Here is a 9,906-nt window from a genome sequence, read left to right as displayed (position 1 = left end):
TTCCAGCGAAAACTCATAGAACAGCGCCGCCTGTGCTTCCTGCCTCGGTCCCATCATCGCCGGTTCTCCCCCTCGATTTCAGGAATTGAATCAGCAGTTCAGACTTCGATCAAGGAAGAGTTTTTCAACAAAATACGCCGAGTTCGATAAAGTCTTAAACCGTAGATGCCAACGACTAATTCCACCTAAATTTCGGCTTCGTGGGGTCCTGAACGAAAATGTGCATCTCGTGATGCGCACTGGTGACCAACGCACCGCGAACATATTTTGTCTCACATCTATTTGATTTCCCCCTGCCATTTTCATGGTTAAGCGTTCTGTATGGAACTGCGGCTGGCACGATTCGCCATTCTGGCGACCAAACGGATGGTAGGGTTGATGCTCTTCCTCACAGTTTTTGTGTCTCAATTCGTGATATTCGCAGAAAGCTCGGCATCGACTGGGGCGCATGATCAACATTGGCTCCATGATGAAAGTCAGTCACACTGCACAATGGCCGACTCGTTGCTTTCTGTTTCATCGCCCGTCGACGTATGCTCAGACGATAGTGCAATGGCACATTGCTCAGTTGCTTCATGCTGTATTCACAGCGCGTGCGATTGGGAAACCACGACATTCGATGATGTCATGTTGGATCAAAGTCATCGCTTCAACGATGACACGGCCATGTTTTCGCGTTCATCAATCCCTCACGACCGACCTCCCCGTCTCGATTGATCGCTCTTCCGAGTGGTTGGTGCATGACCAGTGCCCGCCTTTTTGATCGACGAGAGGCGACCTGACCCTGTTTCAGGTTGACACCGAGGTACCACATGCGTGGACGATATTCTGCCCTAAGCATCCTGGCGCTTGCCACAGGCGTTACCGGAGGCATCCTTTTAGAAAGACTGCATCTCAACCCGGCGGACATGGCCGGGAGTGATGGTCCTGAGGTGCTGTATTGGGTGGCGCCAATGGATCCGAATTTTCGCCAACCCGGACCGGGAAAGTCCCCGATGGGTATGGATTTGATCCCGGTTTACGCGGGACAGGAACCCACTGGCGATCCCGCTGAGGTGACGCTTTCCGCTGCCGAGATCAATGCGATTGGGGTGCGTACCGCGCTCGCGCAGGTATCCGAGATTTCACATCGTATCGAAACGGTGGGCTTCGTCGGCTATGATGAACATCTGACAAGCCATGTCCACACACGTGTGGACGGTTGGATCGAAGTCCTGAATGTGCGTGCTGTCGGCGATCAGGTACGCAAGGGCGACGTGTTATTCGAAGTGTTCTCCCCGGAATTTGCTCTCGCGAGCTACGACTTCATTCGCTCGAAGAATGAAGGTCTCGGAATTTCTCTCGAAGCCGCACGAACCAAGTTGCGCAGTCACGGTGCGACCGAGAACCAGATCGCAGAGATCGAGGAAACCGGCGAAGTTGCACGGCGTATTCGTGTCGAAGCGCCCCGGGACGGTGTTGTCATTGGTCTTGCCGCCGCAGATGGCATGTTCCTGCAGCCCGGCACACAGGCCGTATCCATCACAGACCTCAGCGAGGTCTGGCTGATCGTGGATGTGTTCGAGCGCGATATTGCCCGGATGACGGATGACATGCGGGCCATCGCCCGATTTGAACATCTTCCGGGGCGGACCTTCGAAGGCAAGATCGACTACGTCTACCCAGAGCTGGATCCCAAAACACGCACCCTTCCGGTGCGTCTGCGCTTCGACAACGCGGAAGGCCTCCTGCGACCTAATATGTTTGGCACTGTCAGTCTTCTTCCGGCCCAGAGCCGAACAGCTTTGACCGTTCCGTCCGAAGCAATCATCCGCACAGGGGCCGCTGAACGGGTGATCCTGAAGACCGGCGAAGGCACGTTTATACCAAGACTTGTCACCACCGGTTTGCGTGACAATTTCGGCGGCGGCGGGCGCACCGAGGTGGTTCAGGGGCTTGCTCCAGGTGAGGAAGTTGTCGCCTCGGCGCAGTTCCTGATCGACAGCGAAAGTGCTCTGAATGCAGGGTTGATGCGCATGGCGCCAACGGATGACGCTCCCGCACGCGGCGCTGGCGAATTGGTCGCATTGGACCGCGATGCACGCATTGCAACGATCCGACATGACAACTTGGAAAGTCTTGATTGGCCTGCCATGACCTCCAGCTTTCCAGTCCGCGCGGATGTGGCGCTTGATCGCCTCACTCCTGGAACGCAGGTCGCCTTTCGTGCAGCGCGCGGGGCGGACGGACTACTTGGCCTGATCGACCTTGGCAATGACGACGGTATCGCGGCGACCGGGAACGGTAAGGTGATGGCGGTGACCGCTGATGGCAAGCTGACGCTGTCGCATGATCCCATACCGGAACTTGGTTGGCCGGCCATGGAAATGGACATGCCGGTTGCAGGTTTTGATCCGGCCACCGTGCCATTGGATGCCCCGGTCGAGTTTGACCTCAGCAAGGGCGATGACGGTCTCTTTACCATCGTCGCGGTGCGCGCCGATGGAATGGACACTGCGCCTGCCATGACCATGGACATGACCAAATCGGCACCCATGTCCGATGTCGCGCCTGCGATCGCCGTCACTGGGATCATTGACGCACTGAACCAGATAAACCGAATGGCGACCATCACACATGGGCCAATCGTCGAAATCGGAATGCCTGGTATGACGATGGATTTCGCGATCGAAGAAGGGCTTGACCTTGCGGGACTTCCCTTGGGCACTGAAACAATGCTCAGCTTCAGCCGGCCTGATGGAATGACGATGGTTCTAAGCGCAGCTGAACCCATGACCCCACCGGTCATTGTGTCGGGAACGATTGATGCGGTGGATGTCGATGCGCGTATGGCAACAATCAGCCATGGTCCGATCATGGAAATCGGCACGACCGGGATGACGATGGGGTTTGCACTGGACCCGTCGCTTGACCCGAAGGCACTGCCTATCGGTGTCGAGGCAGAGCTTACCTTTGCACGACCGGACGGGATGACAATGATCCTCAAGGAAGTCGAGCCGATACAGCCCCCGATGGAAGTCAGCGGTACTGTGAACTCCATCGACATGGACACAGGCATGGCCAACATCACCCACGGACCCATGACCGAAATCGGCATGCCGGGAATGACGATGGACTTCGCTGTCGATGGAAGTCTTGATCCTGCATCCCTTCCTGTGGGGACCGAAGTCACCTTGCTTTTGCATCGTAATGCTGACTTCTCCATGACGCTGGTCGGCGCACGCGCCCCAGAGGTGACACAATGATCCCGGCCATCATCCGCGCTTCCATCGCCAACCGGGTGATCATTCTCGCGCTGGCGATCATGATGGGCGTTGCCGGTGTCTGGGCGATCCGCGAAACGCCAGTGGATGCGATTCCTGATCTATCAGACGTACAGGTAATCGTGCGGACACCCTTTGCGGGGCAAGCTCCGCAGGTGGTCGAAGATCAGGTCACTTATCCCATCGCCACGGCGATGCTGGCCGTGCCGGGTGCCAGCGATGTGCGTGGCTTTTCGTTCTTCGGTGACAGCTATGTCTATGTTGTTTTCGAGGACGGCACCGATCTTTACTGGGCGCGGACACGCGTGCTGGAGTATCTCGGCCAAATCACCGCAAACCTGCCAGAAGGTGTCTCGCCGCAGCTTGGGCCGGACGCAACCGGTGTTGGCTGGATCTATCAATACGCCTTGATCGACCGCACCGGCGGGCATGACTTGGCACAATTGCGCACGCTTCAGGACTGGTTTCTCAAATACGAATTGCAGACCGTCGACGGCGTCTCCGAAGTGGCGACCATCGGCGGCATGGTCAAACAATATCAAGTTGTCATCGATCCGAACAAGCTGCGCGCCTATGACGTAACTCTGACGCAAATCCGCAATGCCATCCAAAACGCCAACCGCGAAACTGGCGGATCGGTGATCGAGATGGGCGAGGCTGAATTCATGGTCCGCTCCACCGGCTATGTCGACGACTTGGCCGATCTTGCCAAGGCGCCCCTCATCGTGAACGACAGGGGCGCTGCCCTGACATTGGGGGATGTGGCTGACATTCGGTTCGGTCCCGAGATGCGGCGCGGTGTTGGCGAGCTGGACGGCGAAGGTGATGCTGTGGGCGGCGTCGTGATCCTGCGCTGGGGCGGCAATGCACTGGCCACGATCAAGGCCGTCGAGGCGCGGATCGAGGAACTGCGCGCATCGCTTCCCGAAGGCGTCGAGATCGTCACGACATACAACCGCGCGGGCGTGATTGAACGTGCCATCGAGAACCTGCAGAAAAAGCTGACCGAGGAATTCATCGTTGTCATCCTCGTCTGTGCGGCCTTCTTGCTGCACATCCGGTCGTCTCTGGTGATCCTTTTGTCCCTGCCGCTGGGCATATTTGCAGCCTTCATCATAATGAAATTGCAGGGTGTGAACGCCAACATTATGTCGCTTGGCGGTATTGCGATTGCCATTGGCGCAATGGTGGATGCTGCGATTGTGATGATCGAGGCGATGCACCGGCGGCTTGAGACTGAAAAACTGACCAACCAGAACCGATGGCGGATCGTGACCGACTGCGCCACCGAAGTGGGTCCGGCACTGTTTTTTTCGCTGGCGATCATCACTGTCAGTTTCCTGCCTGTCTTCGTGCTTGAAAGTCAGGAAGGCCGACTTTTCAAACCGCTGGCCTTTACCAAGACCTACGCCATGGCAGCCGCCGCGATCCTGTCGATCACGCTGGTTCCAGTGCTGATGGGGTATTTTGTCCGTGGCCGGATACTGGCCGAACACAAGAATCCGCTGAACAGGATCGTGATCTGGATTTACCGCCCGTTTCTGGATGCCGCTGTTGCGTGGCCGTGGGCGACAACCATGTTGGCCGGCCTGCTTGTGGCGTCCATGTGGTGGCCGCTCCAACGCATCGGCACCGAATTCATGCCCGAACTGAACGAGGGTGATTTTCTCTACATGCCCACGCTTTATCCCGGTGTGTCCATCGGGAAGGCGCGCGAAGTCTTGCAGCAATCTGACAGACTGATCGCGACTGTGCCCGAGGTCCTGACCGTCCATGGCAAACTCGGGCGCGCAGACACTGCCACCGACCCGGCCCCGCTTACTATGATCGAAACCACGATCCAGTTGCGCCCGGAGAGCGAATGGCGCGAGGGCATGACCATGGAAATGATCCGCGACGAGCTGGATCGGGTCGTGCAGATCCCCGGTGTTACGAATGTCTGGATTCAGCCGATCAAGAACCGCATCGACATGCTGGCGACCGGGATTAAGACCCCCGTGGGCGTCAAGATTTCAGGTGCCGACCTGAGCGTGATCGAACAGATTGGCATTGAGGTCGAACGCGTTGTTGCGGGTATCGAAGGCACGGCCTCGGCCTACGCGGAACGTCCCATCGGTGGGCGATTTGTGGAGATCGACGTCAACCGCGACGCGGCTGCCCGGTACATGATGAGCGTGCGCGATGTGCAGGATGTGGTGCAGACCGCAATCGGCGGTATGCAGGTGTCCGAGTCCGTCGAGGGTCTCGAACGTTTTCCCATCAACCTGCGCTATCCGCAGGAATGGCGAAACAGTCCCGAGCGGCTCCGTGATCTTCCACTCGTCACACCATCGGGTGCGCATATCCCACTTGGCGCGCTTGCCGAGATTAAGGTGGTCGACGGCCCGGGCATGATCCGCTCGGAAAACGCCCGCCGCACTGGCTTTGTGTTCATCGACATCGCTGGACGTGATCTCGGCGGATACGTCAACGAGGCGCGCGACGTGGTCGCTAAGGAAGTGACTCTGCCACCCGGCTATTCCATCACGTGGTCTGGCCAATACGAATATATCCAGCGCATGCAGGAGCGGTTGAAACTGGTCGCCCCGGCAACGCTGCTGATTATCACATTGATGCTCTTCATGGCATTCAACCGCGTGATCGAAGTGGGCATCATCCTTGCCGCCTTACCAGTGGCGCTGGCAGGTGGCGTCTGGTTCCTGTGGTATCTCAGCTTTGACATTTCGGTCGCCGTTCTCGTTGGCTTCATTGCGCTTGCGGGCGTTGCAGTCGAAACGGCCATCGTCATGCTTTTGTACCTCAACCTCGCTTGGGAGAAGCGCAAGAAACTGGCGATATCCGAGGCCCGCAAGATGACCCCCACCGATGTCGAAGAGGTTGTCTTCGAAGGGGCATTGCTGCGCGTACGGCCCAAGGTGATGACGGTGGCAACGATCTTCGCCGGGCTGATCCCAATCATGTATGGCACGGGCACCGGATCAGAGATCATGCAGCGCATTGCCGCTCCGATGGTGGGCGGTATGGCGACGGCAACCCTGCTGACGCTCTTTGTGATCCCCTCGATTTTCGTGATCTGGAAGCGGCTCGCTTTGTCCCGCGTCAATCGCGAATTGCAACAGACCTCTGTGGCAAAGCCGGATTCAACCCCCGGTGCCGTCCCAGCGGAATGACCCTGAAACTCCTCACCACAACTTGAAAGACTGTTTATGAAAAAGCTTACCCTGACTCTCGTGGCACCTCTCTTTGCAGCATCTGCTGCGTTTGCTCAAATGAACCATGGCACCATGGATCACTCCAACATGCCAATGACGGACGTGCAGATGGAAGGTGCGGTTCACACGAAAGCCGTCGTTAACTCCATCGCCGAAGGCTCGGCGAATGTCAGCCACGACCCCATCCCCGAAATCGGCTGGCCAGCCATGACCATGGATCTTGCTCTTGCACCAGACGCGCAAATGATGGGCGAAGTCGCTGCGGGCGATGCCGTAACACTCATGCTGATCAAGGGTGATGACGGCATGTACATGATTGGAGCAATGCTTCCCGAGTAACTTCGGACACAGCAAACCTTGTCGCAGGCAGGTCATCTGAACACTTGCCTGCGACCGACTACCAAAGGAGTCCTACCATGAACATGCGTTCATTGATTGCCGGTGCCGGGCTTGCCGCTTTGATGATTGCTGGCTGGGCAATATTTGTCAGAGAGCCTGCACAAATCGCCACAACGCAACAAGAACCCGGTCAGGCATTGGTCGAAGTAGCGTTGCCTGTGAATCTGACCGACAAGGAACAGATTGGCGCGCGGGCGTTCGACGCGAAATGTGCGGACTGCCATGGAGAAAACGCGGCTGGACGTGATGGTATGGGACCACCGCTCGTTCATATCATCTACGAGCCGAACCATCACGGTGATCACGCATTCCACCTCGCCGTGATGAATGGCGTCCGGGGGCACCACTGGCCTTTTGGCAACATGCCGGCTGTTGACGGGCTGACAAACGGTGACGTCGATACAATTGTCGCATATGTACGTGCGTTACAACGTGCCAACGGTATCAACTGAACGAAATCTACGAGGACACCTTTATGACGATCTTCCGCGCAGCGCTGTTTGCCCTTTTGGCTGTCGTCGTACTGACAAGTCACGCAGCGTATGCCCACGCTTCCAAGCAAGGAACGCGCCCTGCAGATGGGGCCGTGTTGACCGCGCCCCCCGAAACAGTTGGAATGACATTCGACATGGCTATGCGCGTGACGCTTGTTTCGCTGACTGATCAGGACGGCAAAGCTTATGATCTGGCGCGTGACGATGACATGCAGCCGGTTACGGTTTTTGATGCAATTCCCCCGGCCTTGCCTGTCGGCACCTACACTGTGGATTGGCGAGGGCTGGCAGATGATGGTCACCCGATGCAAGGCTCGTTTACTTTCGTAGTGGTCGAATAAGAGGTCATGCTCGACGCATTTGCATCTGCCGATGGCGTCACGTGGCTGTCTATCTGCGTCAAGACACTGGTCTATGCGACCACCCTGGTGTCCGTTGGATCGGTATTGGTCATCCTTTCCTTGCGAAGCCTTCCAGAAACTGAGCGAGAGCGCTTCAGAAAAGTTGCCGCTCTGATGGCTGTTGCTGCAGCAGCGTTGTCGCTCGTGCGTCTGCCCATTCGGGCAAGCTTCCTGATGGGCGGCACGTGGGCCGGTGCAACAGAGCCTATGATGCTCGAAATGGTCATGGACAGCCCGCTTGGAGATTCCATCTTCCTGCGTTTGATTGGTTTGGCATTGATCTGCACGATCCTGCTGCGCAACCGGATTTGGTACCGTGTGGCAGCTTTGGGAGTGTTCTTGGTCGCAGTCTCCTTTGCCCTGCGCGGCCATGCTCTGGAGGAGCCACGATTTTTGTTGGGCGGGCTCGTTACACTCCATATTCTTGGCCTGTCATTCTGGATCGGAGTTTTCTGGCCGCTTCACCGTCTTTCCACGCAGGGAAAACTGGCGGATGCAGGGGCGCTTGCCGAAGAGTTTGGACAGAAGGCTACGTGGATCCTGTCCGGCCTGGTTCTGGCTGGGATTATAACGCTTCTGTTGCTGACCGGGGGACGTCTGTCCTTGCTTACGTCTGCGTATAACCAATTCTTTGCAATCAAACTTGCCTTCTTTGCGTGCGTTTCGGGGTTGGCTGCATGGAACAAATTCCGTCTGACACCTGACTTGTTGGGGGAGGTGTCTGGCTCTGGAATTCGTATGAGCCAATCCCTCAAAATTGAAGCAATCCTGCTGGCAATCATCCTGCTGGTCACAGCCTCGCTGAGCACGGTCAGTTCGCCACAGTAAAGAAGTGACTGGGATATTTTGTGAGCCGCGCCTGAACGATCTGACGATCACCATGGAACGGGACTATGAGAGATAGGGTTCAGGTCGTCTCCCAAGCGCATTTTCAATGTTTACGCATCGCTACCCAAAGCAGCGGTAAGCCTGTGACCAACCCAAGGGCAAGCGTTGCCCAAGTGACGCGTTCAAAGTTTCCTCTGACCGCCTCGTTCCCGAAATGTGTGAGCAGAAAGCTTGCAGGAATGATGCCCGCGAGGGTTGCAAGCGCGAAGCGCCATGCGTGAAGACGGCTCAGCCCGGCCGCATAACTGATCATGTCAAAGGATACGAACGGCATCAGACGGCTTGCAAACACCGTGGCGGTCAATGCGGCCTGCGAACCAAGCAGTCCAGCGTCAACCCTGTCACCAAAAACGCGCCTCAGGACGTCATGCCCTAGGAGCCGTGCGAGGCCAAACGCGATCAGCGCCCCAAGCTCTGCCCCGATTACGACAAACACGGTGCCCCAGACATGCCCGTAAGCCGCTCCGGCCGCCAGCGCAATTGGTGCGCTCGGGATAGGGCTGGCAACGACCGCAACGGTCATAAGAGTGATGATCATCACCGGGCCCCAGAACCCGGCACGCGCCACCAGCTCTTCCAGACGCTCGCTGTCAATCAGGTCACGGGCCCAGGCGAAGGTAGACGGCGCGAAGAGCCAAGTGCCCAGTAAGGCTGTTCCAAGGATCGCCAAAACGATCAGGATGATCGTGCGCAGCCTCATTTCAGTTCGAGACAACGGGCATTGCATTAAGGTGCGAGGCCTTTTCGGCAAGGATCAAGAAGTCGACATTCTCGATCGCGTGAAGTTCGGCTTTGAACCTGGTTTTCATCATCGTCTTGACAGGGACGTCTGCACGCAATGCAAAGATGAAAATCCCGCCGGTCGAGTCAGTCATTGATTAATCCTTCTGAAGGCTTGGCAAATGATAAACGACCGAAACTGCACTGCAGTGCTCTCCATTAGGCCAGATCAGCAAGTCCGTTCCACATGAAAGCTCTATGCCAGAGAAGTATTCCAGCATCATGCTTGATTCAGGCCAACAGCAGATCAGACCGAACGCGCAGTCTTGCGGATACGCTCGAATACCCACGAGTCGCTCAGGATTTAGTTTCCAAACAAAAGCGAAGTGTGTTGGATGTCACTGAGAACTGACCCAGCAACGATCAACATTGTCACTGAGAATTGACCCATGTGGAACCCTCCCCCTGACGGGATTTGTCGGGGGTCATTGGAGTGATCGACATGGATATTTTGAGCGTCATTCGACGT

The 9,906-nt window shown here is 56.8% G+C and carries 8 protein-coding genes; 6 read left to right on the top strand and 2 right to left on the bottom strand.

Going from position 1 to position 9,906, the window contains the following annotated elements; translation table 11 throughout:
• The first annotated feature begins 812 nt into the window (after positions 1 to 812).
• From JJ869_RS19070 to JJ869_RS19045, 6 genes are all read left to right on the top strand, one after another.
• Positions 813 to 3,245 carry an efflux RND transporter periplasmic adaptor subunit gene (locus JJ869_RS19070; RefSeq protein WP_366510478.1) on the top strand — a complete coding sequence of 811 codons (2,433 nt, stop codon included), beginning with the start codon at positions 813 to 815 and terminating at the stop codon, positions 3,243 to 3,245.
• A complete protein-coding gene (locus tag JJ869_RS19065) occupies positions 3,242 to 6,433 on the top strand; it encodes an efflux RND transporter permease subunit (protein WP_292269588.1) in 3,192 nt (1,063 codons plus the stop codon). Before JJ869_RS19070 ends, JJ869_RS19065 begins: the two co-directional genes overlap by 4 nt.
• Before the next feature lie 36 nt (positions 6,434 to 6,469).
• On the top strand, positions 6,470 to 6,814 hold the full coding sequence (locus JJ869_RS19060; protein WP_292269586.1) for a copper-binding protein: 345 nt from the start codon (positions 6,470 to 6,472) through the stop codon (positions 6,812 to 6,814).
• A 77-nt stretch (positions 6,815 to 6,891) separates the two neighbouring features.
• A complete protein-coding gene (locus JJ869_RS19055) occupies positions 6,892 to 7,326 on the top strand; it encodes a cytochrome c (RefSeq protein ID WP_292269584.1) in 435 nt (144 codons plus the stop codon).
• A gap of 23 nt (positions 7,327 to 7,349) precedes the next feature.
• The gene (locus JJ869_RS19050) at positions 7,350 to 7,709 is read left to right on the top strand and encodes a copper resistance protein CopC (RefSeq protein ID WP_292269582.1); all 360 of its coding nucleotides are present in this window, start codon (positions 7,350 to 7,352) and stop codon (positions 7,707 to 7,709) included.
• Positions 7,710 to 7,715: 6 nt separating this feature from the next.
• Positions 7,716 to 8,597, top strand: coding sequence for a CopD family protein (locus tag JJ869_RS19045; protein WP_292269581.1), 882 nt, complete (start codon positions 7,716 to 7,718; stop codon positions 8,595 to 8,597).
• A gap of 103 nt (positions 8,598 to 8,700) precedes the next feature.
• Here JJ869_RS19045 and JJ869_RS19040 read toward each other — a convergent pair whose 3' ends face one another.
• On the bottom strand, positions 8,701 to 9,357 hold the full coding sequence (locus JJ869_RS19040) for a VTT domain-containing protein (protein ID WP_292269579.1): 657 nt from the start codon (positions 9,355 to 9,357) through the stop codon (positions 8,701 to 8,703).
• A gap of 1 nt (position 9,358) precedes the next feature.
• Positions 9,359 to 9,532: a hypothetical protein gene (locus JJ869_RS19035; RefSeq protein ID WP_292269577.1), complete on the bottom strand. Its 174-nt coding sequence runs from the start codon at positions 9,530 to 9,532 to the stop codon at positions 9,359 to 9,361.
• Positions 9,533 to 9,906: the final 374 nt, after the last annotated feature.

The organism is Marivita sp. (genome assembly GCF_017643905.1).
GTDB lineage: Bacteria > Pseudomonadota > Alphaproteobacteria > Rhodobacterales > Rhodobacteraceae > Marivita.
Note: the sequence above shows the minus strand (reverse complement) of the source record. Positions and strands in the feature narration are given on the sequence as shown.